The 25,478-nt window shown below is 69.4% G+C and carries 25 protein-coding genes; 10 read left to right on the forward strand and 15 right to left on the reverse strand.

All coding sequences use genetic code 11. From position 1 onward, the window contains the following. Positions 1-30: 30 nt before the first annotated feature. Positions 31-924: a LysR family transcriptional regulator gene (locus WDU93_RS01330; protein WP_337316568.1), complete on the forward strand. Its 894-nt coding sequence runs from the start codon at positions 31-33 to the stop codon at positions 922-924. Between the two features lie 23 nt (positions 925-947). On the opposite strand, the gene WDU93_RS01335 is transcribed toward WDU93_RS01330, so the two are convergent. From WDU93_RS01335 to WDU93_RS01350, 4 genes are read right to left on the reverse strand one after another with little or no spacing between them, the layout of a single operon-like run. After that, positions 948-1,859, reverse strand: a complete 912-nt coding sequence (locus WDU93_RS01335) for a DNA-methyltransferase (RefSeq protein WP_337316570.1) — start codon at positions 1,857-1,859, stop codon at positions 948-950. Continuing rightward, positions 1,856-2,905 carry a lipoate-protein ligase LplAB gene (locus WDU93_RS01340; protein ID WP_337316572.1) on the reverse strand — a complete coding sequence of 350 codons (1,050 nt, stop codon included), beginning with the start codon at positions 2,903-2,905 and terminating at the stop codon, positions 1,856-1,858. The genes WDU93_RS01335 and WDU93_RS01340 overlap by 4 nt, the downstream gene beginning before the upstream one ends. Positions 2,906-2,948: 43 nt before the next feature. Beyond that, entirely contained in the window at positions 2,949-3,803 is an 855-nt protein-coding gene (locus WDU93_RS01345; RefSeq protein WP_337316574.1) for an alpha/beta hydrolase, read from the reverse strand. A gap of 25 nt (positions 3,804-3,828) precedes the next feature. Next, complete coding sequence (locus WDU93_RS01350) at positions 3,829-4,560, reverse strand: copper homeostasis protein CutC (protein WP_337316576.1); 732 nt, start codon at positions 4,558-4,560, stop codon at positions 3,829-3,831. Positions 4,561-4,630: 70 nt separating this feature from the next. On the opposite strand from WDU93_RS01350, the gene WDU93_RS01355 reads away from it, so the two are divergent. Genes WDU93_RS01355 through WDU93_RS01365 form a run of 3 tightly spaced genes read left to right on the forward strand, consistent with a single transcriptional unit; the run spans position 4,631 to position 7,588 of the window. Continuing rightward, positions 4,631-5,071, forward strand: a complete 441-nt coding sequence (locus WDU93_RS01355) for a MarR family winged helix-turn-helix transcriptional regulator (protein WP_337316578.1) — start codon at positions 4,631-4,633, stop codon at positions 5,069-5,071. Between the two features lie 5 nt (positions 5,072-5,076). Continuing rightward, positions 5,077-6,405, forward strand: coding sequence for an MFS transporter (locus tag WDU93_RS01360; protein WP_420064035.1), 1,329 nt, complete (start codon positions 5,077-5,079; stop codon positions 6,403-6,405). A gap of 4 nt (positions 6,406-6,409) precedes the next feature. Next, positions 6,410-7,588 (forward strand): multidrug effflux MFS transporter, encoded by a 1,179-nt coding sequence (locus WDU93_RS01365; RefSeq protein WP_337316582.1) that lies wholly within the window; start codon positions 6,410-6,412, stop codon positions 7,586-7,588. 4 nt (positions 7,589-7,592) lie between these two features. Here WDU93_RS01365 and rocD read toward each other — a convergent pair whose 3' ends face one another. The 4 genes from rocD to WDU93_RS01385 all read right to left on the reverse strand — a co-directional run bounded on the left by rocD (position 7,593) and on the right by WDU93_RS01385 (position 14,794). Further along, entirely contained in the window at positions 7,593-8,789 is a 1,197-nt protein-coding gene (gene rocD, locus WDU93_RS01370) for an ornithine--oxo-acid transaminase (protein WP_337316585.1), read from the reverse strand. After that, positions 8,782-9,765 carry a type VI immunity family protein gene (locus WDU93_RS01375; protein ID WP_337316587.1) on the reverse strand — a complete coding sequence of 328 codons (984 nt, stop codon included), beginning with the start codon at positions 9,763-9,765 and terminating at the stop codon, positions 8,782-8,784. Before WDU93_RS01375 ends, rocD begins: the two co-directional genes overlap by 8 nt. Before the next feature lie 9 nt (positions 9,766-9,774). After that, positions 9,775-10,650: a dimethylargininase gene (gene ddaH / locus WDU93_RS01380; protein WP_337316589.1), complete on the reverse strand. Its 876-nt coding sequence runs from the start codon at positions 10,648-10,650 to the stop codon at positions 9,775-9,777. A 307-nt stretch (positions 10,651-10,957) separates the two neighbouring features. Further along, entirely contained in the window at positions 10,958-14,794 is a 3,837-nt protein-coding gene (locus WDU93_RS01385) for a proline dehydrogenase family protein (protein ID WP_337316591.1), read from the reverse strand. Positions 14,795-14,864: 70 nt separating this feature from the next. Between WDU93_RS01385 and WDU93_RS01390 the strand changes: the two genes are divergently transcribed. From WDU93_RS01390 to WDU93_RS01400, 3 genes are read left to right on the forward strand one after another with little or no spacing between them, the layout of a single operon-like run. After that, a complete protein-coding gene (locus WDU93_RS01390; protein ID WP_337316594.1) occupies positions 14,865-15,524 on the forward strand; it encodes a hypothetical protein in 660 nt (219 codons plus the stop codon). Then, entirely contained in the window at positions 15,521-16,078 is a 558-nt protein-coding gene (locus WDU93_RS01395) for a hypothetical protein (protein WP_337316596.1), read from the forward strand. The genes WDU93_RS01390 and WDU93_RS01395 overlap by 4 nt, the downstream gene beginning before the upstream one ends. Continuing rightward, positions 16,078-16,617, forward strand: a complete 540-nt coding sequence (locus WDU93_RS01400; protein ID WP_337316598.1) for a hypothetical protein — start codon at positions 16,078-16,080, stop codon at positions 16,615-16,617. Before WDU93_RS01395 ends, WDU93_RS01400 begins: the two co-directional genes overlap by 1 nt. Here WDU93_RS01400 and WDU93_RS01405 read toward each other — a convergent pair. Beyond that, a complete protein-coding gene (locus WDU93_RS01405) occupies positions 16,512-17,942 on the reverse strand; it encodes a hypothetical protein (protein WP_337316600.1) in 1,431 nt (476 codons plus the stop codon). The genes WDU93_RS01400 and WDU93_RS01405 overlap by 106 nt on opposite strands. Before the next feature lie 33 nt (positions 17,943-17,975). Next, positions 17,976-18,536: an acyl-CoA thioesterase gene (locus WDU93_RS01410; RefSeq protein ID WP_337316602.1), complete on the reverse strand. Its 561-nt coding sequence runs from the start codon at positions 18,534-18,536 to the stop codon at positions 17,976-17,978. 119 nt (positions 18,537-18,655) lie between these two features. Between WDU93_RS01410 and WDU93_RS01415 the strand changes: the two genes are divergently transcribed. After that, a complete protein-coding gene (locus WDU93_RS01415; protein ID WP_337316603.1) occupies positions 18,656-19,162 on the forward strand; it encodes a GNAT family N-acetyltransferase in 507 nt (168 codons plus the stop codon). Between the two features lie 232 nt (positions 19,163-19,394). Here the strand turns inward: WDU93_RS01415 and WDU93_RS01420 are convergent, their stop codons facing one another. The 5 genes from WDU93_RS01420 to WDU93_RS01440 form a co-directional block, all read right to left on the reverse strand. Beyond that, positions 19,395-19,883: a DUF695 domain-containing protein gene (locus tag WDU93_RS01420; RefSeq protein ID WP_337316605.1), complete on the reverse strand. Its 489-nt coding sequence runs from the start codon at positions 19,881-19,883 to the stop codon at positions 19,395-19,397. A gap of 280 nt (positions 19,884-20,163) precedes the next feature. Next, the gene (pntB, locus tag WDU93_RS01425) at positions 20,164-21,564 is read right to left on the reverse strand and encodes a Re/Si-specific NAD(P)(+) transhydrogenase subunit beta (RefSeq protein WP_337316607.1); all 1,401 of its coding nucleotides are present in this window, start codon (positions 21,562-21,564) and stop codon (positions 20,164-20,166) included. Then, positions 21,561-23,102 carry a Re/Si-specific NAD(P)(+) transhydrogenase subunit alpha gene (locus WDU93_RS01430; protein WP_337316609.1) on the reverse strand — a complete coding sequence of 514 codons (1,542 nt, stop codon included), beginning with the start codon at positions 23,100-23,102 and terminating at the stop codon, positions 21,561-21,563. Before WDU93_RS01430 ends, pntB begins: the two co-directional genes overlap by 4 nt. Positions 23,103-23,267: 165 nt before the next feature. Continuing rightward, on the reverse strand, positions 23,268-23,777 hold the full coding sequence (locus WDU93_RS01435) for a DUF695 domain-containing protein (protein WP_337316611.1): 510 nt from the start codon (positions 23,775-23,777) through the stop codon (positions 23,268-23,270). Between the two features lie 28 nt (positions 23,778-23,805). After that, positions 23,806-24,402 (reverse strand): TetR/AcrR family transcriptional regulator, encoded by a 597-nt coding sequence (locus WDU93_RS01440; RefSeq protein WP_337316613.1) that lies wholly within the window; start codon positions 24,400-24,402, stop codon positions 23,806-23,808. A gap of 92 nt (positions 24,403-24,494) precedes the next feature. Between WDU93_RS01440 and WDU93_RS01445 the strand changes: the two genes are divergently transcribed. Both WDU93_RS01445 and WDU93_RS01450 read left to right on the forward strand, forming a co-directional pair. Continuing rightward, entirely contained in the window at positions 24,495-25,253 is a 759-nt protein-coding gene (locus tag WDU93_RS01445; protein ID WP_337316615.1) for an SDR family oxidoreductase, read from the forward strand. A 17-nt stretch (positions 25,254-25,270) separates the two neighbouring features. After that, positions 25,271-25,423, forward strand: coding sequence for a hypothetical protein (locus WDU93_RS01450; RefSeq protein WP_337316618.1), 153 nt, complete (start codon positions 25,271-25,273; stop codon positions 25,421-25,423). Positions 25,424-25,478 lie beyond the last annotated feature (55 nt).

A 25,478-nucleotide genomic window follows, 5' to 3' on the forward strand; every position in this document is an offset into this window, starting at 1 on the left:
CAGCATCATCGATGCTTTGGAAGGATGCCGATGTTCGAACTCCGCCGGCTGCGTCTGCTGCACGAGCTGGCCCTGCGCGGCACGATCGCCGAGGTCGCAGCATCCCTCTCGTACAGCCCCTCGACGGTGTCCCAGCAGCTCGCGCTGCTCGAGCGCGAGGCGGGTGTTCCGCTGCTCGAGCCCGACGGCCGACGCGTGCGACTCACCCCGCAGGGGCGGATGCTTGCCGCCCATGCGGCCCGCGCGCTGGAGCTCGATGAGGCTGCCCGCGCTGCGCTCTCGGCGCACAGCGGTCTGGAGACCGTGCGGATGGCTGCCATGCCGACCGCCGCGGAGACCATCGTGCCCACGGCCCTGACGATGCTCGCCGAGCGCGTGCCGCAGTTGCGAGTCGAGCTTTCCGAACTGCCCCCGGAGGAGAGCCTGTTCGAACTCTCCGCGCGGCGCTTCGACCTCGTGATCGCTGAGCAGTACCCCGGCCACACCCGCGAGCTGCGCGCGGGGGTCGTGCACGAACTGCTCGGCGAAGACCCGATCCGCATCGTCATGCCTCCCGATGAAGACCCCGCACCCCTGTCGGCGCTGCGCGACCGCGCCTGGGTCATGGAGCCCTCAGGCACCGCAGCGCGCCTGTGGGCCGTGCAGCAGTGCCGGGCCGCCGGGTTCGAACCGGATGTGCGCTATGAGGCATCCGATCTCACCGCGCACATCCGCCTGATCGCAGCCGGGCGCGCAGTGGGGATGCTGCCCGACCTCATCTGGGGCGATGCGCCCAGTGGCATGACCCTCGCCGAGCTGCCCGGCTCTCCCGTGCGCGAGGTGTTCACGGCCGTGCGCGAGTCGGCCGAGGCCGATGAGGCCGTCGATCTCGTGCGCTCTGCCCTCGCCGAAGCCTTCGCGGCGCACCGCCGCGTGGCCCCGTAGCACCGCGCCTGCGAAGCTGCGGGTCAGCGCGTGCGGATCTCGGCGTGCGGCATCCGCTCGCGCATCACCCGGATCGCCTCGGGGTTGTCGTCGACGAGCACCACGTCGCGCCCCAGAGCGGATGCCACAGCACCGGTGGTGCCGGAGCCGGCGAAGAGGTCGAGCACTCGGTCGCCGGGGCGGCTCGACGCGCGCACGATGCGGCGCAGGATGCCCTCGGGCTTCTGCGTCGGATAGCCGGTCTTCTCGCGCCCCGTCGTCGGCACGATGGTGTGCCACCAGACGTCGGTGGGCAGCTTGCCGCGCGCGGCCTTCTCGGCCGTGACGAGTCCCGGCGCCATATACGGCTCGCGATCGACGTCGTCGGCGTTGAACACGTGCGCACCAGGATTCTTCACGTACACGAGGATCGTGTCGTGCTTGGTGGGCCAGCGGCTGCGCGACTTCGCGCCGTAGTCGTAGGCCCAGATCAGCTCATTGAGAAAGCAGTCCCGCCCGAACACCGCATCGAGCATGACCTTGGCGTAGTGCGCCTCACGGTAGTCCAGGTGCAGGTACAGCGTGCCGTCATCGGCGAGCAGCCGCCAGGCCTCCTCGAGCCGCGGCATGAGGAAGTCGCCGTAGTCGTCGAAGCGGTCGTCGTAGGTGCGCAGCATGCCACGCACCCGCTCGTACTGGTGGCCGTGGAAGCCGTGCCGAACTTCCCCCTCAGCCGGCTGTTCGGCAGCATCGCTGCGCCGCGCGGTGACCACCTGGCGCCCCTGCGTGCGGCCCGTGTTGAACGGCGGGTCGAGATAGATGAGGGTGAAGGATGCCGACGGCAACTCGGCCGCGACGTCGAGGTTGTCGCCCTGGATGATCTCGACGTGGCCGGGCCCTTCGACAGGCTCAGGGACCGAAGGCGCCGGCTCAGGGACCGAAGCGTTATCGGTCACGGAACCCTGTGCAGCCACGCCTCAGTGGAGAACTTCGACTCCACGAGGGCCTCGGCGTCGGCGTACTCGTCGGCCGTGATCGCCCCATCCTCGGCATCCGTGAGGGCACGGAAGGTGGCGATGAACTGGTCGATGATCTCCGACCGGGCCATGCCGGTCTGGGTGCGCAGCGGGTCGACGCGCTTGGCGGCCGAGGTGGTGCCCTTGTCGCTGAGCTTCTCGCGTCCGATGCGCAGCACCTCGGTCATCACCTGCCCGTCGATGTCGTACGAGATCGTGGCATGGTGCAGCACCCCACCGTTGGCGAGGCGTTTCTGTGCCGCGCCGCCGATCTTGCCGGTGGGGCTGGCGATGTCGTTGAGGGGCTGATACGTGGCATCCACCCCGACCGCGCGCAGCGCCTGCAGCACCCAGTCATCGAGGAACGCATACGAGTCGGCGAAGGTCATGCCCGCCACGAGCGAGGCCGGCACGTACAGCGAGTAGGTGATGATCTGGCCGGCGGCCATCATCATCGCGCCGCCGCCCGAGATGCGACGCACGACATCGAATCCGTGCGTCGCGGCCCCCTCCGGGTCGACCTCGTTGCGATACGACTGGAACGAGCCGATCACCACGGCCGACTGGTCCCACTCCCAGATGCGCAGGGTGGGACGGCGCCGCCCCTCGCCGACACGGGCGGTGAGCACCTCGTCGAGGGCGAGGTTCATGCGCGGCGAGACAGCCTTCTCGTGCACGATCTCCCAGTCGAAATCGCGCCACCCCGGGGCGGTCACGAGGGCGCGGCGCACGGCGGTGCCGACGGCATCCGGCGAGAAGCCGAGCAGCTGCGCCCCCTCGGGCAGTGCTGCGCGCACCGCGGCGGAGATGCCCGAGGCGTCGGTCTCGACGGGCAGACCCTCGATCGCCGCGTTGATGGCCTCGAGCGCCGTGTCGGGCTCGAGGAAGAAGTCGCCCGCGAGGCGGAAGTTGCGGATCAGACCGTTCTCGACCTCGAGGTCGACGACGACGAGCTTGCCACCTGGAACCTTGTATTCACCGTGCACCCCTCCAGCTTAGGCGGGCACCCGCACCGCGGCTCTGGTGCGTTCAGCCTCGAGGGATGTGCGTGTCGAGCCAGGCCAGCAGGTCGGCGCGCACCTCGTCCTGCTGCAGCTCGTGGAAGATCTCGTGTCTCGCATCCGGGTAGACCAGCGTGGTGACATCGGTGAAGCCCGAGCGGTGCTTGTACGCATCGGCGAGCTTGTGCACGCTGCGCGGCCCACCGACCGGGTCGTCCCGACCGACCATGAGCAGCATCGGGATGTCGACACCGAGATCCTTGCGGGGGCGACCGTACAGCCGGGCGGCCTCGATCGGCCCGAACAGCCGCAGCAGCGGCGTCTCGGTGGTGAGGGGATCGTCGTGGAACTGCTGCCAGACCTCCGGGTCGCGGGACAGCCACTCCAGCCCGTCGGCATCCGGCCCCCTCCACCGCGCGTTCAGCGGGGCGGAGTTCAACGTCGTCGGGGTGCGCAGCGCCGAGCCGGAGAGCACGACCGCGTCCCAGGCATCCGGGTGGTCGTTGACGAGCATCTGCGCGAGGAACGAGCCCCACGAGTGCCCGAGCAGCACGAGCGGCAGATCGGGGTGCTCGGCCCGGATGATGCCGGTGAGCTGCCAGATCGCTGCCTCGGCCGCACGCAGACCGCCCTTGCCGAGGCGCCCGAGCTTCGCCGGCCCGCCGTGCTGACGGATGCCGGTACGCCCGTGCCCGCGGTGATCGTCGGCGTAGACGTGGAAGCCGGCGCCGGTGAGGGCGCTGATCAGCGCGCCGTAGCGGCCGGCGTGCTCGCCGACCCCATGCAGCAGCTGCACCACCCCGCGCGCGGGGCCATCGGCCTCGTACGCGTCGTAGACGATGTCGACGCCATCGGCGTCGGTGAACTCGGCGGTGCGGACCATGCCCGAGAGTCTACGGGTGAGGCCCTCAGAGCCCGAGCGCTCGTGCCACGGCAACCGCGGCGTCTCGGTCAGTGACCTCGTACCCGCCGCCACCGTCGGCTGCCGACCCCATCTGCACGCCAGTGCCCGCCGCGATGACGCGCTTGGCCGAGAAGTGCAGGGCGTCGACACCGGACGCCGCGATGGTGGCAGCGTTGCCGGCATCCACCCCGCTGCCGGCCATGACCTCGATGTGCCCGCGGGCCTCGGCGACGAGGGCGCGCAGCACGTCGAGCCCGTCAATGGCGCGCGACGCCGCCCCCGAGGACAGCACGCGCCGAAAGCCGAGGTCGATCGCGAGGCGGAGCGCGGCGACAGGGTCGGGGGTCACGTCGATGGCGCGGTGCAGGGTGGCGGGCGCACCGCCGGTGGCGTCGATGAGCAGGGCGAGCGCGTCGCGATCGAGGATGCCGCTGCGGGCCTGTGCTCCGATGACGACGCCGTGCGCACCGGCATCCAGCGCGTGGCGGATGTCGCGCGCGGTGAGCTCGAGTTCTTCGCGGTCGTAGTGGAAGTCGCCGCCGCGCGGACGCACGAGCACGTGCACCTCGGGGCCGCCTGGCCCGGCCGCCGCGAGCACCTGCCCCACGGTGGCGGCCGACGGCGTGAGCCCGCCCAGCGCCAGCGCCTGGCAGAGCTCGACCCTGGCAGCGCCGATCTCGCGCGCGATGCGCGCTCCGGCGGAGTCCTGGACGGCGAGCTCGAGGGCGAGGGGCATGACCCCATTCTTCCCGGTCTGGCTTCCCCATCTGGCGTCGCACGAGAAAGTTAGTTAGGCTATCTAAGCAATGACTGACGACACACCTCCCCTGCTGCAGACAGCGGCCGAGGTGCGGATGGCCGTCTTCCGCCTGACCAGGCGCCTGCGCGGCATCCGCGCCGCCGAGTCCATCAGCGACGCACAACTCGGCGCGCTCGCCGCGCTTGCCCTGCACGGCCGATACACGCTGTCGGCCCTGGCCGAGCACGAGCGGGTCACCGCGCCCACGATGAGCACGATCGTCGCGGGGCTCGTCGATCTCGGCTACGTCACCCGCATCCCCGACGAGCACGACCGCCGTCGCGTGCAGGTCGAGATCACCGAGGCCGGCGTAGCCATCGTCGACGAGACCGTGCGACGACGGGATGCCCGCCTCGCCGACCTGCTCGACGGCCTCGACCTCGACCAGAACCAGCTCGACGCGCTGCGCGAAGCCGCCGCCGTACTGCGAAGGCTGGCCGAACGATGAGCGCCATGTTCCGCTCGTTCGCGTCGTTCAACTACCGCACGTGGTTCGCCGGCGCCGTCATCTCGAACATCGGTGGCTGGATGCAGGCGACCGCCCAGGACTGGGTGGTGCTGACCGAGCTGACCGACAACGACGCCACCGCGATGGGCATCACCATGGCCCTGCAGTTCGGCCCTCCCCTGCTGCTGGTGAGCCTCACCGGCTGGGTCGCCGACCGCTTCGACCGACGCAAGGTGCTGCTGACGACCCAGACGACCCTCATGGTGCTCGCCCTCGGTGTCGCCGCCCTGCTGCTGACCGGGGTGATGACCCTGCCGCTGATGTTCTGCTTCGCCGCCGCCTTCGGCGTCACGAACGCCTTCGACGCCCCCGCCCGGCAGGCGTTCGTCTCCGACATGGTGAGCCTCGAGGACACCTCGAACGCCGTGGCGCTCAACTCGGCATCCTTCAACATGGCGCGTCTGATCGGGCCCGCCGTGGGCGGTCTGCTCATCGTCGCCCTCGGCAGCGGTTGGGTGTTCGTCGCCAACGCCGTGACGTTCCTCGCCATGATCATCGCGCTGCTGCTGATCCGCACCGATCAGCTCGTGCCGCGGGTGAAGAACCGCGCCTCCGGTGGCCTCGCGCGGGGGTTCCGCTATGTGGCGGGGCGCCCCGATCTCATCGTCGTGTTCGTGATGGTCTTCCTCATCGGCGCGTTCGGCATGAACTTCCCGATCTTCGCCTCGACGATGGCGCTGGAATTCGACCGCGGGGCCGACGGCTACGGCGTGCTCAGCTCGGTGCTGGCGATCGGCTCGCTCACCGGCGCGCTGCTGGCCGCTCGCCGCGACCGCGCCCGCGTGCGCGTGCTGGTGATCGCCGCCGGCGTGTTCGGCGTGGCATCCCTGCTCTCCGCGGCCATGCCGACCTACTGGGCCTATGCCGCCGTGCTCGTGCTCGTGGGGTTCAGCACCGTGACGATGCTGACGACTGCGAACGGCTACGTGCAGACCACCACCACGCCCGCCCTGCGCGGCCGCGTGCTGGCGCTCTACATGGCGGTCGTGATGGGTTCCACGCCGATCGGCGCGCCGATCGCCGGCTGGGTGGTCGACGCGTTCGGTCCGCGCGCCGCGATCGTCGTCGGCGGCGTCGCCGGTCTGCTCGCGTTCACGATCGGTGTCGGGTGGATGCTGTGGTCGGGCCGACTGCACCGCCGTGAGGATGCCCGGTTCCTGCTCACCCTCGATGAGACCAGGCCATTGTCTGTGGTCAAGGCCATGCAGCCGCGCGCTTTCGATGACCGGGCGACGGCCGCGACGACGCCGATCCGGCTGCCGCGCGAGGACTGACCCGGTGCGCAGGTCGTCACGGTCGCTCATGCTCGCCCTCGGCGCGCTGTCGGCGTTCGGACCGATCTCGCTGGATGTGTACCTGCCCTCGCTGCCGCAGCTCGCCGACGAGCTGGGAGCGTCCGAGTCGCTCGCGCAGTTCACGATGAGCGCCTGCATGATCGGCCTCGCGCTCGGCCAGCTCGTGTGGGGACCGGTGAGCGACCGTTACGGCCGCCGGGTGCCGCTGATCCTCGCCGTGTCGGGGTTCACTGCGCTCTCGGTGGCGTGCGCCTTCGCACCCACGATCGAGGTGCTCATCGCCGTGCGGTTCGTGCAGGGCCTGTGCGGCGCGGCGGGGATGGTCATCGCCCGCGCCATCGTGCACGATGTGTTCTCCGGCGCGGGGGCGATCGCCGCGTACTCGACTCTCGCCGCGGTGATGGGTGTCGCCCCCGTGCTTGCACCGTTGGTCGGTGGCGCGGTGGCGACACTCGCCGGCTGGCGTGGCGTGTTCATCGCGCTCGCGCTGATCGGCATCCTGCTCGTCGCCCTCTCGGACTTCGCCGTGCCCGAGACGCTCGCTCCGGCGCAGCGCACGAGCGGCGGTGTCGTCAACGACGTGCGCGGGGTCACCATCGCCCTGCGCAACGGCACGTTCATGCTCACGGCAGCGACCCTCGCAGTGGCCTCGCTCGCACTGTTCGGCTACCTGCAGATGTCGCCGTTCGTACTGCAGGAGCAGTACGGACTCGACACGCAGGGCTTCGCCGTCGTCTTCGCGGTGAACGCCGTCGGCATCATGCTCGCCGCGCAGCTGAACCGCAGACTCGCCGGACGGATGCCGGTCGCCCGCGCGGTGCAGTGGTCGCTGACGATCGGGATCGCGGCCGCGACCGCCCTGGTGCTGGCCGCCGTGTTCGGCTCGTCGCTGCCCTGGCTGCTGGCGCCGCTGTTCCTTGCGATCTCGATGCACGGGGTGAACAACCCCGGCCTCACGGCGCTCGCGCTCGGCCGCATCCAGCGGGGGGCCGGCTCGGCGTCGGCGGTGCTGGGCACCCTGCCTCTGCTGCTGGGGGCGATCGTGCCGCCGTTGCTCTCAGGCCTCGGCGTCTCAGCGGTACTGCTGGGCGCGACGATGCTCGGCGCCTTCGTCGGCGCGCTCGCGCTGCTGCTCCTCACGCGCGCCCTGCCCCACCGCTGACCTCTCAGGCGCCGAGCACGTGTCGGAGCTGTTCGACGGCCCAGTCCAGCTCGGTCGCGCGGATCACGAGCGGCGGGGCGATACGGATCGTCTGACCGTGGGTGTCCTTCACGAGCACGCCACGCTCGAGCAGCGCCTCGGCGATCTCGCGGCCGGTGCCCTTGGCGAGGTCGATGTCGACGCCGGCCCACAGGCCGGCGATGCGCACGGCGGTGACACCCTGGCCGATCAGCGGTTCGAGCGCGGCCGCGAGGTGCGCTCCGAGCTCTCGGGCACGCTCCTGGTAGTGGCCGGTGGCCAGCGTCTCGACGACGCGGTGTCCGACGGCGGCCGCGAGCGGGTTGCCGCCGAAGGTCGACCCGTGCTCGCCCGGGCGGATGACACCGAGCACATCGGCGTTGCCGACGACGGCAGACACGGGCAGGATGCCGCCACCGAGCGCCTTGCCCAGCAGGTACAGGTCGGGCACGACGCCCTCACGGTCGCATGCGAAGGTCTCGCCGACGCGGCCGAGCCCCGACTGGATCTCGTCGGCGATGAACAGCACATTGTTCTCGTCGCAGATCTCGCGGATGCGGCGCAGGTAGCCCTCGGGCGGGATGATCACGCCACCCTCACCCTGAATCGGCTCGATCAGCACGGCCGCGGTGTCGGGCGTGATGGCCGCGGCGATGGCATCCGCGTCGCCGTAGGGCACCGCGTCGAAACCCGGTGTGTACGGGCCGAAGTCTGCGCGCGCCTCTTCGTCATCGCTGAAGCTGATGATCGTGGTGGTGCGCCCGTGGAAGTTGCCGGCGGCGACGATGATGCGGGCACGCCCCTCGGGGATGCCCTTGACGCGGTAGCCCCAGGCGCGGGCGACCTTGATGCCGGTCTCGACGGCCTCGGCGCCGGTGTTCATCGGCAGCACCATGTCTTTGCCGGCAAGCGCGGCGAGCGCCGCGGCGAACGGTTCGAGCTGGTCGCTCATGAACGCCCGGCTGGTGAGGGTGACCCGGCCGAGCTGCTCGGTGAGCGCGGCGACCAGCTCGGGATTGCGGTGCCCGAAGTTCACTGCCGAGTAGGCGGCGAGCAGGTCGAGGTACTTCTTGCCGTCGACGTCGGTCACCCACGCCCCGTCGCCGGTGGCGATCGTGACGGGCAGCGGCTTGTAGTTGCGCGCGACGTGCGGTTCGGTCGTGGTGGTTTCGGAGTCAAGCATCAGGAGTACCTCTCGATCCAGCGCCGGTCGTAGAACCGGTTCGCCCATTCATTGTTGAGTAGTTCAGACGTGCGCCCAGCTCGACGTACAGAGGCAGCAGCTCATCGTCGACGTCATGCTGCCCCGTGACCGGACGAGCACCGAGCTGGAAGAGAACGACGCCGTCGCCCGCGCGCCACGTGATGCGCGGGTCGAGCCCGTCCGTGACCGCCTCGATCCCACCGAGACGCGACAGGAACGGCTCGCCCACGAGCGTCAGCCAGTTGATGCCGAGCAGCCAGTGCTCCGGGAGGTCGTCCGCATCGCCGCCGCGCCACGTGCGGTCGGCCGGCCGATACAGGTCCAGCACGGGGTAACGCTTCGCAATCGGCTCGAGGAGCCAGCTGCCGGCACCCAGCGACCCGAAGGAGTCGGTGAAACCCAAGCCGTAGCCCGCGATCGCCGTGCTGACGGGCAGCGCGAGGAGTGCGTCCTTCAGGCCCTCGAGATCGAAGTCCGGCGCGTGGAAGTCGTCCAGGGGAATAGTCACATCCAGGTTGATCGCGTCCTCCACGTGCAGGAAGAACTTCGTCGACGCGACGCCAGAGCGCTGCTCTGCCTGGGGGCTCGGCTGGTAGTCGAACCCGATGAATCGCCATTCCGTGATCTCGTCGCGCGGCATCGCCCCGGCGAGCACGGCATCCTGCAGAGCGCGGAAGGGTTCCCAGTCCTCATCGCGGATGCGGGTCCGGCGCCGGGGATGGCGACCGGCGGTCTCGATCATGACCAGCCGGTCGGCGTCTCGGCGAAGATAGGGCTCGAAGACCGAGAAGAGCTTCTCGTACTGCGCGCGGTATTCGAACGGATGCCCCTGCTGCCAGTGCGACTGGAGCGTCAGCCGGAACGCCGGCGCTGCGAACTCGTCGAGACGGAACACGTTCTGGCAGGACTGTCGATCCTGTGCGGAGAACAGCGGATCGTCATACCAGTTCGTCATGGCCCGCTGCTACGCGCCGCGAAGTTCGAGCGTGCAGCACTTGATGCCGCCGCCGCCGAGCAGCAGCTCGGAGAGGTCGACCATGATCGGGTTGTAACCGCGCTCGCGCAGCTGCTTCTCGAAGCCGACCGCGCGCGGCGAGATGATGACGTTGTAGCCGTCGCTGGCCGAGTTCAGGCCGAACACGGCCCCGTCCTCGTCCGAGACGAGGATCGCGTCGGGGAAGCGCTCCTCGAGGATGGCACGGCTGGCGTCGTCGAAGGCGCCGGGCAGGTAGGCGATGTTGGCACACTCGGGGCCGCCGTTCTCCACACCCTGCACGGGGTCGAGCACCGCGATGGCGGTGTCGAGGTGGTAGAAGCGCGGGTCGATGAGGTTCAGCGAGACGACCTCACGGCCGAAGACCTCGCCCACCTCACGGTGACTGTCGCCGGTGGAGCGGAAGCCGGTGCCGGCGAGGATCACGTCGCCGACGAGCAGGAAGTCGCCCTCGCCTTCGTTGACCTCTTCAGGCATGACGGTGTCGAAGCCGTTGGCACGGAACCAGTCGGCGAACGCGGGAGCCTCACCCTGACGCTCCACGAAGCGGAACTCGGGCACGTAGGCGCGTCCGCCGATGACGAAGCCGCCGTTGGCGGTGTAGACCATGTCGGGGTAGCCGGCGAGCGGCTCGATGAGTTCGACCTCGTGGCCCAGCTCGAGGTACAGGTCGTGGAGCTTCTGCCACTGCGCAACAGCCTTGGCGGTGTCGGTGGGCTTGGCCGGCTCCATCCACGGGTTGATCGTGTAGCTGACCGTGAAGTGCTCGGGACGGCACATCAGGTAGCGGCGGTGGTGCGCGGTGCGGGCGGGCGCGGGCGTCGCGATGGTCTCAGGCGTCGACAAGGGATGCTCCTCGATGAAGGTGCGGCGGACGCTGTCCAGGGGCCCGGCGGTCCTTCGACTCGGAGCCCCCGCGGGAGCCGGCCGAGGAAGATGCGCTCGAGCACGCCGCATCCATTCTGACACCCGGATGCTGAACGTCGCCAGCACCCGGTATCCGCCCGCCGTCTTCCCCGCCCCTCCCCCGCGCGACGCCGAGACCCCGGGTTATCGCCCAGACCCCGGGATATGGACGTCTGCAACTGGGGGTCTGGACGCTACCTCGGGGTCTCGGCGGAGGTAGCGGGCGTCCGGCGTCGGGTGTCGGGTGTCAGATGACCGCCGCGCTCCAGTCGTCCGGGTTGCCGAAGCGGTGCGCGGTGATCGTGATCGACTGCTCGTGCACGAAAGGCAGCAGCTCGATCCGCCCGGCCGAGGTCACCTCGCCGTCGTAGACCGCCAGGTCGGGGTCGCCCCCGGTCGCCCTGGCCAGGTCGCCATGCAGAGTGGCGACCTGCTCACGTCCGCCGACCAGGCGCACCCGCCGAACGTCGGCGAGCGCACGGGCGGCCGGGTCCACAGACTCGGATGCCCCGGCATCGACCTCCGTGGCATCCGCTCGCGCGGCCATCCGCTCGATCCATTCCCCATCGCTCTCGACCGCGACCAGGGCCCCGGCATCGCCGAGCTCCCGCCGCACCGCCGCCGGCAGGCCGGCCGGCACGGACAGCACGAATCCGGCGCCGGCGCGCAGCGCGGCGATCACGACCCGCAACAGCTCCTGCAGCGGAGCATCCGCCGTCGCCCGGATCACCACGGACTGCGGGCGGTACCGGAACAGGTTGCGCTCCACACCGAGCCGCGACACGTCACGCACCTGACCGAACTCGCGATCCCAGGCCACGGCGTCGGCGAGTGCCGACTGACGCAGCCATTCGAAGGCGTCGAAGTCCAGCGACGGCTGCGCCGCCTCGATGAGACCCGAGATGCGGCTGTCGAGACCGCGCAAGTGCAGCGTGCTCGACGACTTGCCGCGCGGGCGCGACTGCCAGGTGCCGAGCCCGATGAGGTAGTTCGGCCCTCCGGCCTTGGTGCCAGGCCCGACCGATGATCGCTTCCAGCCACCGAACGGCTGGCGCTGCACGATCGCGCCGGTGATGCCGCGGTTCACGTAGAGGTTGCCCGCCTGCACGCGGTCGAGCCACAGCGCCAGGTCGTCGGGGTCTTGCGTGTGCAGGCCGGCCGTCAGACCATAGGCGACCTGGTTCTGCAACTCGATCGCGCGCGCCAGGGTCGGCGCATGCATGATGCCGAGCATGGGTCCGAAGAACTCTTCCAGGTGCGTGCGCGACCCGGGCTGCACACCGACTCGGATGCCCGGAGTCCATAGCCGCCCCGTGTCGTCGCCCGCGACGGGGGCCGGTGTGACCAGCCACTGCTCGTCGCCCTCGAGTTCGCGCAGCGCCCAGGCGAGCTTGCCCTGCGGCTTCTCGATCACCGGGCCGATCTCGGCCCGGGGGTCGTGCGGCCAGGCCACGTGCAGCGAACGCGTGGCATCCACCACCTGTCGCGCGAAGCGCTTGGACCGCCCCACCGGGCCGACGAGGATCGCGAGGGATGCCGCAGAGCACTTCTGACCCGCGTGCCCGAAGGCGCTGCGCACGAGATCAGTGACCGCGAGGTCGAGGTCGGCGGTCGGGGTGACGATGATGGCGTTCTTGCCGCTGGTCTCGGCCAGCAGCGGCAGATCCGGCCGCCAGGAGCGGAACAGCGCCGCCGTGTCCCAGGAGCCGGTGAGGATCACCCTGTCCACATCGGGATGGGTGATCAGTTGCCGACCGAGTTCGCCTTCCTCGATGTCGACGAGCGCGAGCACATCGCGGGGCACACCCGCCTGCCACAGCGCCTCGGCGATCACCGCCGCACAGCGGCGGGCTTGAGGTGCGGGCTTGAAGACGACCCCGGAGCCGGCGGCGAGCGCGGCGAGCACGCCTCCGGCCGGGATCGCCAGCGGGAAGTTCCACGGCGGGGCGATGACGGTGACACCGGCGGGGGTGAAGGTCGCGCCCGAGATCGCATCGAGTTCGCGGGCGGTCGCGGCGTAGTAGCGGGCGAAGTCGACGGCCTCGCTGACTTCGATGTCGGCCTCGGAGAAGACCTTTCCGGTCTCGATCGCGGCGACCTCGATGAGTTCGCCGCGGCGCGACTCCAGGGCCGCCGCGGCGCGGAGCAGCACCTCGGCGCGCTCGGCGGCGGGGCGCGCACCCCAGACGGATGCTGCCGTGCGCACACGCGTCACGACCTTGTCCAGCTGCGCCTCTTCGGTGACCGCCGCTTCGCGCAGGGCCGCCAGGCCCAGGGTCGAGCTTTCGGCGTCCGTGATCCGCGCGAACACCTCGCGCGCCCAGTCGCGGTTCGCCGGGAGCGAGGGGTCGCTGTCGGGGGCGTTCTCGAATCCGGGGGCACCGACCGGATCGGCACCGGCGGACGAGCCGCGAGTCAGCTGCGGTGCGGCCAGTTCCTGACGGGAGTAGACAGCGGTCTCGACGAGCCCGCCACCCTCGGCGTCGTCGGCACCGGCTGCGATGTCGAGCACGACCTGGGTGAGACCGTCCTCGTCGGCGACGGGCGCGGCAACCGGACGAACGGATTCGTGCAGGTCAGCAGTGCGGTCCTGCGTGCGCCGAGGCCCGGTGCGCAACGAGCAGTCGGTGCTGCGCACGAGCGCCCTGCGGAATCGCTGTTCCTCTCGGGTGAACAATGCCGGGTCGTCGGCCAGGTGAAACGCCGCCGAGAGGAAGTTCTCCGACGACGCGTTCTCCTCCAGCCGCCGCACGAGGTAACTGATGGCGACATCGAACTCGTCAGGGCGCACAACGGGCACGTAGAGCAGAACCTCGCCGACCTCGGCAGCGACGGCTTGCACCTGCCCCTGCGCCATGCCGAGCAGCATCTCGAACTCGATGCTCGGGGTCCCTGAGCCTGCGCCTCCCTGGGCCCCTGAGCCTGTCGAAGGGCGCACCCCGCGCTCACCGGCGAGCAGCCAGGCGTAGGCGATGTCGAACAGGTTGTGTCCGGCGACGCCGATCCGCACGGCCTCGATATTGCGCGGCTGCAGGGCCTCGTCCAGGCAGCGCAGGTAGTTGGCGTCGGTGTCGAGCTTCGTGGAGTAAGGAGCCTGCGGCCAGCCGTGCATGACGGCATCCACCTTCTCCATCGCGAGGTTCGCGCCCTTGACCAGGCGCACCTTGATCGGCGCGCCGCCGTACTCGACGCGCTCGCGCGCCCACGCGGTGAGCTCCTGCAGCGCGGGTAGCGCGTCGGGCAGGTAGGTCTGCAACACGATGCCGGCCTCGAGGTTCTTCAGTCGCGGATCCTCGAGGATGCGCGTGAACACCGCGATCGTCAGGTCGAGGTCCTTGTACTCCTCCATGTCGAGGTTGATGAACGTCTGCCGGGCCCCTGAGCCGGCACTCCCCTGGGCCCCTGAGCCGGCACTCCCCTGGGCCCCTGAGCTTGTCGAAGGGCCCGCGGCCGTCAGGTACAGCGGCAGCAGGCGCTCGACCGTGGCATCCACCACTTCGTCGAAACCCCACAGGTTGATGCGGCTGGTGACGGCCGAGACCTTCACCGAGACGTAGTCGACGTCGTCGCGTCGGATGAGGTCGTGGATGCCGTCGAGCCGGCGCTTCGCCTCGGCTTCGCCAAGGACGGCTTCGCCGAGCAGGTTGAGGTTCAGGCGTGCGCCTGTGGCACGGATGCGCTCGATCGCGGCGCCGAGCTTCTCGGGTCGTGCGTCGACGATCAGGTGATCGACCATCTCGCGCAGCACCCGCCGCGCGATCGGCACAGTCGGGGCGGGGAGCACGGGCGCAACGACGCCACCCACACGCACCACGCCACGCAAGTACCAGGGCAGGAAGTCCGGGGCGAGCGGGGCGACGCGCTGCAGATTGGATGCTGCCGCACTCAGGCTCTCCGGTCGCATCACGCCGTCGACGAAACCGAGCGTGAACGGCAGGCCCTTGGGGTCGCGCAGTACTCCCGACAGGCGCTCCGCGGCGGGGTCGACCTCGGCGGCGGCGGCCTCGTTCACCCAACGTCGGGCCAGCTCCACGGCGGCGTCGGCGAGGGAGGACCCGGTGGCGGCGGGCGGGTGCTCTGACATGGCATCCAGCCTAGGCATCCGGCCCCGCCGACGGGTGACCCTCGCCGCAGTCGCGCCCTATGCTGATGGCGTGTCCGCACCGCAGCCTCGTCGAAGCGGCGCTCTGCGTGCACTGAACTGGGCACGCCGCACGTTCGAACTGATCCCCACGCCGTGGCTGATCACGGCCAGCGGGGCAGTGCTCCTGGGTACGACGGCGGCGTTCGGCGGACTGGATGCCGTCGCTGAGCCGCCCCTGCCCGAGCTCGCGATCGGCGATGAATACAGCGGCGCGGACTTCACCTTCACCGTGCGCGCGATCGAACTGCGGGCTGACAACGGCACCACCTTCGTCTTCCCCGATGAGGAGAACGGCGAGCAGGTGCTCGCGGTGGTCGTCGAGGTTGTGAACGACTTCCCCGTTGCGCGCGCACTGAGCACGACGAGCAGACTCTCATCTACAGTCGACGGCATCGCTGTCGAAGGGCTCGATGCAAAGCCCGTCGTCACGCGCGTCGACGGCTCTGCGGCATCCATGCTGCAGCCGGATGTGCCAGCCGAACTGGTGCTGGCCTGGGTCGTTCCGCGGGGCGCGTACGAGGAGGGCGACACGGTGACCCTCAGCCTGCCCGACGCCACCCACTATGTGGGGACCAGCGTGGTCAGCGGCGACTACTGGTGGGATGTCACCGTCGGCGCCACCGTCACCGGCACGATCGTCGAGATCCCCGCACCGGAGGAGCTGCCGTGAGCGCGCGCGACACCGTGCTGCCGTGGGCTCTCACCGCGGTGCTGCTGGCCGGTGCGTGGGGGCTGAACGCGATCACCCTCGATGACGACGCCGCGTTCTCCGACCTCGTCACGCCGGGAACGATCGGCGAACCGGTGACCGCCGACAATCTCGAGATCGTCGTCACCGACGTGCACGCGGCGAGATCGGTGACGGATGCCCGCGGCTGGTCGGCCGAGGGCACCTGGGTCGTCGTCGACCTCGACGTCGCCGCCGTCGATACGCAGGATGGCGCGTCGATCCGGCTGGCCGAGCTGGTGATCGGCGGTCGCACGTTCACGGCCAGCGAGCGGCCGACCAGCGCGCTCCAGGCGATACCGGTCGTGACCGGCGTGCCGCGCTCGGGCAGCCTGGCGTTTGAGCTGCCCCCTGATGCGCTCACCGGCTCCGCGACGCTGCGGCTGGGCCAGACGACCTTCAACGCGCTGCGCCCCGTCGCGGAGATGACCATCGACCTCGACGGACTCGCCGTCGAGCAGCAGGTGCAGCTGGATGAGAACAGGTGGACGCGGTGATGACGATTCCCGAACCGCCGCGCGGCTGGTGGCACCGCAACCGCCTCGCGCTGCTCGTCGTGGCCGTGCTGCTCCCGGTGGTCGGCCTCGGCATCCCCCGCGTCGAGTGGCAGATCGGCTACAGCATGGCTGCCGAACAGACTCCCGTCGAGGTCGCCGACAAGGGCACGCTCGATCTCCACGACGCCACCTGGGGGCCGATCCGCAGTGGCGAGATCGACGATCTGACAGGTCTCGACATGCCGCCGGACACCCGGCTTCTCGCCGCGGCCATCCCCGTCGACCCCGCCGACGGCAGCAAGGTGTACTGCAATTCGCCGCGCCTGGTACAGCAGAGCACCGGACGAGAGTGGAAGCCGGTGCGCTCCGAGATCGGCATCCCCTACGTCGCAGAGGAGCGCGATCTCTGCGACAGCACGACCACCGAGCCGTATCAGATGGTGGTCGCGTTCGTCGTTCCCGACGACGTCTCGGGTCCGTTCTGGGTCGACGTGACCTCTGCCGAAGAGACGTTCGTCAGGTTCTCTATCGATCCCTGACCGGCGATCGTCTGCGCCTCGGCCATGGCGTCCACCTGCCCGGGGAGCAACCCGGCCGCGTCGGCCACCGCGCGCACCTCCGCCTCCTCGGCACTCATGCCTTCGGCATCCGCCGCGGCAGCCTGCCGCCGACGCAACCGGCCCAGCGTCGCATCGTAGGCGCCCGCGATCACGGCGATCCGGAGCGGTTCGATGACCAGCATCGGCGCAAGGGTGATCACACCGTAGGAGATCGCCCAGAACATCGGCTCCTGCGGGCCGATCAGCCGCGTGATGCCCCACCGCAGGTACGACTCCAACGCAGCGACGGCCACGAAGACCAGGGCGTAACTGGCTACGAGCACCGGTCCCGCCCGCCACATCAGCAGCAGCGCGCGGCCGATCGGCCGAAAACGAGAGCTGAGCTGGCCCCCGAGGTCCTTCAGTCGACGCATCAGGGGGTTCGGCACCACGGCGGCATGCTCGCGCAGACGGGTGAGCACCTGCAGTTCCACCTGCAGCTTCTCCGCCACGATGGCCTGCCCGTAGACGACGCCACCGATGGTCAGCCAGGCGAGCGGCGCTAGCAGGATGGGTCCGGCCTCGCCGATCACCCACCCGAGGGCATCCCACAGCCAGCGCAGCGGCGCGACGGCATCCAGGATGTTCTCGCGGACCTGTTCGAGGAAGTGCGTGCCCGCCCTCGTGTCCACCCAGCCCTGCACGCGATCGGTGATGTCGCCGATGACCATCACAGAGAAGAACACCCAGACGATCTCGAAATACGACGCGACCGGCGCCAACCAGCCGGCGAGGTTCTTCGACCATTTGGTCCATGCCCAGCGCGCCGCGAAGGAGGTGACGATGATCAGCGCCGTCCAGACGGTGAGGGGCACGTTGAGCACGCTGTCGACGTTGCTCACCTGCTCACCGTCGGCGAGCCAGACGATGTTGCTGCGCTCGCGCAGGGCGCGGGCGGAGTACGCGTTCACGTCTTCGCGCAGCAGACCTTGCGCCCAGTAGACGGCGACGAAGGGCAGGATGCCCGCCATCAGGGCGCTGGTGAAGCTGCGGCGCCGGTCGGCGGGCGAGTCCGGCAGCGGCGCGATCGCGCCCAGTTCGACAAGTCCATCGCGCAGCACGAGGAACATCGCCACCAGGCTGACCAGGCGCGCGAGGATCGCCAGCGGCAGGATCAGGAAGCCGACCGTTGCCGAGTAGGCGCCGACGAAACCGGCCAGCTGCAGAAACACGTAGTGCACGGCGACGCCGGCGAGATACCACGCCAACAGTGCCGGCCAGTGCCACCACAGGCTCCGGCCGGTCGACACCAGGATCGCCCGCACGCGCTCAGGGTACCGTGGCGGGCGCGCGGAGCATCACTCCCAGATGCTGGGAGCAGGGGCCTTTGTCGGCGGCAGCGCGGAGGCTCCTGCCCACTCGTGGATCCAGTCGTCGACGCCAGGGATGCCCTCGGGCCGGCCGACCGCGGCGAACAGCTCGTCGTGCGGCACGGTGCCCCCGGTGCGGCGCAGCATCCGCGCCCTCACGATCACGCGGGCGTACACCTCGCCGTCGATCACGACCCGGTGCTCCATGAAGAGGGCCTTATCGTCGTGCCCCGTGAAGCGAGATTCGATATCGAAGCGCTGCCACAGCTCCAGCGACTTGCGGAACGTGACCGTCTCGCTGGAGACGACGGCATACCAACCGTTCTTGTTCATCGCATCGAACAGTCCGGTGCGGATGAGCAGATCCCACCGGCCGAGGTCGAACAACGACAGGTAGCGGCCGTTGTTCATGTGCCGCAGGATGTCGATGTCGGTGGGCAGGGTGGTGAGCCGGATGCGCCCCACCTCGGTGGGCTCGAGGGTGTCTCCTCGGCGCACACGGCGTCGCGCCGACCAGATGGTGAGCAGGGTGCGCCAGATCACGTTCACGAGGACTGATAGTAGCCATCGACGATGGTTTGCCCAATTCGATTGGTGGTTCTCTACAGAAGCGTGGGTGGGTTACTGCTCGATTTCACCTGTTGCGCGAGCGCGCGTAGAGTCGCGGCATGAGCGCCGAAGCCCACCCCGACATCATCGTCCGTCCGGTCCGCGATGTGGATGCGGAGGCCCTGGGTCGTGTGCACGCGCAGACGTGGCACGAGACCTACGACCACCTGATCAGCAAGGCGGCGCTGGAGAAGATCTCCCCGCGGCGCATGGCGGAGCTGTGGACGCACTGGGCGTCGCAGGGCCCCGACTTCACGATGCGCGCAGCGCTGGTCGATGGCGAGATCGTCGGTTTCGCCGGCTCCGGCCCCGCCCGCGACAAGGATGCACCGGCATTCCGCGAGCTGTACTTCATCTACCTGCTCGACGCCTGGCACGGCACCGGCATCGGCCAGAAGCTGTTCGACGCCACCGTCGAGAAGGATCAGCCGCTGTACCTGTGGGTCGCCGAGGACAACCCCCGCGCTCACCGCTTCTACACGCGCAACGGCTTCGCCCTCGACGGCGCCAGCCACACCGAGCCGTTCCTGGGCGAGACCCTCACCGAAGTCCGCTTCGTGCGCTGACCCCGCCCTCGCCCTCCCCGGGCATGTCCCACTTTCTGCAGGGCATGTCCCACTTTTCGCAGACCGTGTCCCAATTTCTGCTGTCAAGACCTGCGCTTGACAGCAGAAATTGGGACACGGTTGTGCGTGGGGGGAATGCCGGGGCCGGTGGGGGTGGATGCCTCAGAAGGCGGATGCCGGTAGGTGCGGATGCCGGTAGGTGCGGATGCCGGTGCCAGTGGGGGCCGCGGAGTCAGCGGGCCCGGATGCCGGCGAGCTGCTGGGCGTTGGGGTAGACATCCTCGAAGTAGGTCAGCCAACCGGCATCCTCGTACTCGGTGAATCCGATGCCGGGGGCCCGCGCGCCGAGCCGGACGATCAGGCGATCGGTGAATGACGCCAGGCTGCTCTGCGAGGGCACATACAGCAGGATGTTCCGGTTGCCCTCGGTCGTCACCGTGGCCGCGTGCCGGTGCGGGAGTGTCTCGTCGGCGACCTCGAGCACCACACCCTCAATGCCCGTCAGCCGTTCGAGCTGCTCATCTGTGGGCAGCCCACTCTCGGTCTCGACCTCATACGGCACGTGCAGGGCGAAGCAGTACGGCAGTTTCTTGATCGGGGCGACATCATGCAGCGCCAGGTCGACGATGATCGCCGCGACGGAATCCTGTACCTCCGCCAGATAGACCCCGTAGTCGGGCTCCGCCGGCGGTTCGGGTTTCCTGCGTGAGAACAGTCCCATGCGCACGACCCTAACCGGGCAGCGCCATACACCTCACCCCGTCCACCGATATTCCGGCATCCTCTCCGCCCGCCCCTCTGTCTCGCCGCCGCCCGCCGCCCCGGCCGTCCGCCAGCCAGCCAGCCAGCCACAGCCCCGGCATGTCCCACTTTCTGCTGTTAAACCGGGTGGTTAGCTGCAGAAAGTGGGACATGGTCTGCAGAAGTTGGGACATGGTCTGCAGAAAGTGGGACATGCACAGGCCAGGCAGGCCAGGCAGGCGCGGCAGGCGGGGCAGGGATCAGAGGGCGCGGATGATGTCCTCCACACGCTGCTTGGCGTCGCCGAACAGCATCTGCGCGTTCTCGCGGAAGAACAGCGGATTCTGCACTCCCGCGTATCCGGCGGCCATCGACCGCTTGAACACGATGACGTTCTCCGCCTCCCAGGCCCGCACCACCGGCATCCCGGCGATGGGGCTGCCCGGATCCTCCGCCGCGGCCGGGTTGACCGTGTCATTGGCGCCGATCACAAGCACGACGGACGTGGATGCCAAATCATCGTTGATCTCGTCCATGCTGAGCACGATGTCGTAGGGCACCTTCGCCTCAGCCAGCAGCACGTTCATGTGGCCGGGCAGACGACCCGCGACCGGATGGATGCCGAAACGCACGTCCACCCCGCGCTCGGCCAGCTTCGACACGAGCTCGGCGACGGGGTACTGCGCCTGCGCGACGGCCATGCCGTAGCCGGGCACGATCACGACCGACTCGGCGTCACCGAGCAGCGAAGCGGCAGCATCCGCCGTGATCTCACGATGCTCACCCTGCTCCTCCTCGCCACCCGTCGAGGCGACGATGCCGAACCCGCCGGCGATCACCGACAGGAATGACCGGTTCATCGCCTTGCACATGATGTACGACAGGTACGCACCCGACGAGCCGACCAGCGCGCCCGTCACGATGAGCAGGTCGTTGTTCAGCAGGAAGCCGGCCGCGGCCGCCGCCCACCCCGAGTAGCTGTTGAGCATCGACACGACCACCGGCATGTCACCGCCGCCGATCGAGGCGACCAGGTGCCACCCCAGCGCGAACGCGAGCAGCGTCACCGCGACGAGCAGCCACAGCTGCTGGTCGATCACGAACCACACCGTCAGCACGACGAAAGCCACCAGTGCCAGTACGTTGAGGATGTTCTTGCCCGGCAGCACCAGAGGTCGCGACGAGATCTTCGCCGACAGCTTCAGGTACGCCACGATCGAGCCGGTGAAGGTCACCCCGCCGATGAAGATGCCGATGAACACCTCGGCGTTGTGGATGCCGACGAGCTGGGCGGGGATCGCCGGGTGGGCGAGGTAGCCGTTCCAGCCGACAAGGACTGCCGCGAGGCCGACGAAGCTGTGCAGCAGGGCGATGAGTTCGGGCATCCCGGTCATCTGCACGCGCCGGGCACGCCACAGACCGATCGCGGCACCCACGAGCACGGCGACCCCGAGCAGGATGAGTCCGGTCGTCGATCCGGCGCCGCCCCAGGCGTGCGCGATGGTCAGGGCGAGGGTCGCGCCAAGCGCGATGACCATGCCGGCGATGCCGTAGACGACACCCGCTCGCGCGGATTCGTGGCGGCTGAGCCCGGCGAGGCTGAGGATGAACAGCAGTGCGGCGACCGCGTACGCGGCCCCGGCGATGGCGTCGACGCTCACTTGTGGCCGCCCTTCGTGAACATGGCGAGCATTCGGCGGGTGACGGCGAAACCGCCGAAGATGTTGATGCTCGCCAGCAGCACCGCGACCGCGGCGAGCACCTGAACCACCGGGTTGTGGTCGGTGATCTGCAGCATCGCGCCGACGATGATGACGCCCGAGATGGCGTTGGTGACCGACATCAGCGGGGTGTGCAGGGCATGGTGCACCTTGCCGATGACGTAGAACCCGACGACCACCGACAGCATGAGCACCGTGAAGTGCTGCGGCAGCGGGGCCGGTGCAAACGCGTTGACGAGGAAGAGTGCCGCGATGCCCGCGACGATCAGCCCCACCTTGCGCCCGGTCGACATCCGGTGCGGTTCGGATGCCGCCACCGGCTCTGCCTTCACGGCGGCGGCGGGCGGCGCGGCCGAGACCTGCGCGGCGGGAGGCGGCCAGGTGACCTCTCCGTCACGGACAACGGTGACCGACCGTTGCACGATGTCATCGAAGTCGATCGTGAGCTCGCCGTCCTTGCCGGGGGTCAGCAGCGCGATGAGGTTGGCGACGTTGGTTCCGTATAGCTGCGAGGCCTGGGTGGGCAGGCGCGACGCGAGGTCGGTGTAGCCGAGAATGATCACGCCGTTCTCAGTGACCACGCGTTCACCGGCGACGGAGCCTTCGACGTTGCCGCCCTGCGCGGCCGCCATGTCGACGATCACGCTGCCCGGCTTCATCGTCGCGACGTCGGCAGCCGTGATGAGCCGGGGCGCGGCACGCCCCGGGATGAGCGCCGTGGTGATGATGATGTCGACCTCGGCCGCCTGCTCACTGTAGATCTCGGCGGCGCGGCGGTCGTAGTCGGCGCTGGTCGCCTTCGCGTAGCCGTCGGTCGATTTCTCAACCTCGACGTCAACGGGCAGGTACGTGCCGCCGATCGAGGAGACCTGGTCGGCGACCTCGGGGCGCGGGTCGGTGGCGCGCACGATCGCGCCGAGGCTGGATGCCGCGCCGATGGCGGCGAGACCTGCGACACCGGCTCCCGCGACGAGCACCTTCGCGGGGGGCACCTTTCCTGCTGCGGTCACCTGGCCTGTGAAGAAGCGTCCGAACTCATGGGCGGCTTCCACGACCGCGCGGTAGCCGGTGATGTTCGCCATCGAGCTGAGCACGTCCATCGACTGCGCCCGCGAGATGCGCGGCACGGCATCGAGGGCGATCGCGGTGATGCCGCGCTGGCCGAGCTTCTCGACGAGTTCCGGATGCAGAGCCGGCGCGAGCAGGGCGACGATGGTCGCTCCGTCGTGGAGTCGCGCGATTTCCGCATCCGTGGGGGCAGCGATCTTCACGACGATGTCGCTCGCCCACGCCTCCTCGGCGGGGACGATGCGCGCACCCGCCTCACGGTACTTCTCGTCGGGGAACGCCGCGCGGGCGCCGGCTCCGGATTCGACGACAACCTCGTAGCCGAGGGCTCGCAGAGTCTGCACGGTGGTCGGTGCGGCGGCGACACGCGCCTCGCCCGGCCCTTCCTGAACTATTCCGATCTGAGACACGGAAGTCCTTCCTTCCGACGGCGTCGTCGGCTTCGCTGGTCGCGCCGGGGGTGCACGACCGTAGGGCTCACCCTAGTGACCGCCAGCGAAAGATCCAGCCCAGATTATGATCTGTGACCGAGAAAGATCCGAGGTTCTTACGATCAACGGAAGTCGCGCCGCCGCTCAGCTGCGGCGGACGCCCTTCATCTGCTCGGCATCCGGATACAGGTCGTCAAGGTACGTGCGCCATTCGGCATCCGGATAGACGGCGTAGCCGAAGCCCTCAGCGACCGCAGGGCCGACCTGGGACGACAGCGCGTCGATGAACGGCGTGAGGCTGTCGGGCGACGGCACATAGAAGCAGAGCGTGCGCTTGCCGTTCGTAGTGACGTTGCCGACGAAGTGGTGCTCGAGTGTTGCACTCGCGACGTCCAGCGCCAGGCGCCCGCGCTCGGTGAGTTCGTCGAACTGCGCACTCGTCGGGAAGGCGTTCTCGGTCTCGACGTCGTACGGCAGGTGCAGACCGAAGAAGCAGGGCAACGCGCTGATCGGCGCCCGCGCGTGCACCGAAAGGTCGACCATGAGGGATGCCGGCCGCCCAGCGTCCGTGGTGACATACAGGCCGAATTGGGGCTCACCAGCGGCGCCCTCCGCGTTCTGCTGCGTGGGGCGCTTGCGCGAGAAGATGCCCATAACCCGACCCTAACGCGCCAGCGGATGCCTATGCGATGGGACTCCACGCGGCCAGCGCCACGTCGACGAGGTCGTCGAGTCGGGTCGCCCCGTCAACGGTGCGCGGCTCATGCAGGTGACGCGTGAGCTGCAGCTGCGCGAGGCCGTGCAGCAGGGCCCACAGCACCGTCGCGAGTTCGCATACCGGCTGCGCGGGCAGCAGGGAGGCGGACTGCGCGGCGTCCACGAGGTCGACCACGGCCGCAAAGCCCTCGTCGGCTGCCACGTCGATTGCGGGGTCGACCACGCCGAGTGGCGCGCTTCCGAAGACGAGCAGGTAGTGCTGCGGATGCTGCAGGGCGTAGTCGATGTACCCGCGGCACCCGGCACGCAGACGCTCGCGCGGCGTGGTTGCGGCGGCACCGGCGGTACGGATGGCTGCGCCGAGGTCAGTCAGAGTGCGCAGCGCGACAGCTTCGAGCAGCTCGGCCTTGCCATCGAAATGCCGATACGGGGCCGAGCGGGAGACGCCAGCGGCCGCCCCCACGGCACGGAGCGTGACCGCGTCAGGGCCTCCCGTTTCGAGCAGTCCATCGGCCGCAGCGAGAACCGCCGTGCGGGTGGGCTCCGGGTTGCGTGGCGACATGAGCACGAGTCTAGCGACGTGTGTTGACATTGTCATCTAACGGCGTATGCTGACGCTGTCAACAATCCGAACCGATCTACCGGGAGCATCGCATGGACCTGAATCTGACCGATCGTGTCGCCCTGATCACCGGCGGAGGAGGCGGCATCGGTACCGCTGTCGTCGCCCGCCTTGTCTCCGAGGGCGTGCGGGTCGTCGCCGCGACGCGCCGCGGCGCACCCATCACCGATGACGGTGTCCTCCACATCGCCGCCGACGTGTCGCACCCGCAGGGGTGCGCCGACGCAGTGGCCGCGACGATCGCCGCACACGGTCGCCTGGACATCGTCGTGAACAACGCGGGCGGCGGAGATCGCCTGACGCTCGATCCGTTCCCCGCCCTCGAGCCGGAGGACTGGGACGACGCGTTCGCGGTGAACTTCTTCGCGGCGGTACACACGACTCGGGCGGCGCTGCCCTGGCTGAGCGATCGCGCGGGCGTCGTGGTGAATGTGTCGTCGCTGGGCGCGCACCGCGTCGATGGCCCACCGCTCGCCTACAACGTAGCCAAGGCTGCGCTCACGGCGTTCGGGCAGGGTGTCGCGCCGGAACTCGCCGCACGCGGCATCCGCATCGTGACAGTGACACCGGGCCCGACTCGGAGCGCGATGTGGGATCGCTTCGCCGCCGCTTCCGGCGCTCCGGTCGAGGCCGTGCTCGCCGGCATCCCTGAGCGCATGGGCATGCTCACCGGGCGCATGATCGAGCCAGACGAGGTCGCCGACCTCGTCGCCTTCGCGGCGTCACCGCGCGCGGCATCCGTCGTCGGCGCCGATCTGGTGATCGACGGTGGCGCCCTGCGCGGAGCCTGAGCCCTGCTCGCCGGTGGTTGCTGCTGCCCGGCATCCGGCATCCGGCATCCGGCATCCGGCATCCGGCATCCGGCATCCGGCATCCGGCATCCGGCATCCGGCATCCGGCATCCGGCATCCGGCATCCGGCATCCGGCATCCGGCGCAGCATGTCCCAAAAGCTGCTGTAAAACAGCCCGGATAACCGCAGCTTTTGGGACATGCTCTGCGAAAAGTGGGACAAGC

This window comes from Microbacterium istanbulense (genome assembly GCF_037204145.1).
Taxonomy (GTDB): domain Bacteria; phylum Actinomycetota; class Actinomycetes; order Actinomycetales; family Microbacteriaceae; genus Microbacterium; species Microbacterium istanbulense.